1 protein-coding gene is annotated in these 342 nt (G+C 73.7%); it reads left to right on the forward strand.

The features are described 5' to 3' along the window. Positions 1 to 306 (forward strand): transketolase C-terminal domain-containing protein (locus tag K206_RS38330; protein ID WP_043366671.1); only part of this gene is annotated, 306 nt, incomplete at its 5' end. Positions 307 to 342 lie beyond the last annotated feature (36 nt).

Genomic DNA, 342 nt, shown 5'->3' on the forward strand with positions numbered 1-342 from the left:
GCCGCCGCCGGCCATTCGGTGGGGATGATCGACATGGCCACGGTCAAGCCGCTCGACCGCGACGCCGTGCTGCGCGCCGCGGCGCGCTCGCGCGTGCTGATGACGGTGGAGGAACACAACGTGCTGGGCGGCCTGGGCGGCGCCGTGGCCGAGGTGCTGGCCGACGTCGGCGCCGGGGTGCGGCTGGTGCGCCACGGCATCCTCGACGAGTACAGCCTGATCGCGCCGCCGACGCATCTGTACGCGCACTACAAGCTCGACGCGGACGGCATCGAGCAGCTGGCGCGCGAGGTCATGGCGGCATAGCAGGACACCGGCGCGGCGCGGACGGGCATGGTCCCG

The sequence above is a fragment of the Cupriavidus sp. WS genome, assembly GCF_000395345.1.
Lineage (GTDB): Bacteria > Pseudomonadota > Gammaproteobacteria > Burkholderiales > Burkholderiaceae > Cupriavidus > Cupriavidus basilensis_B.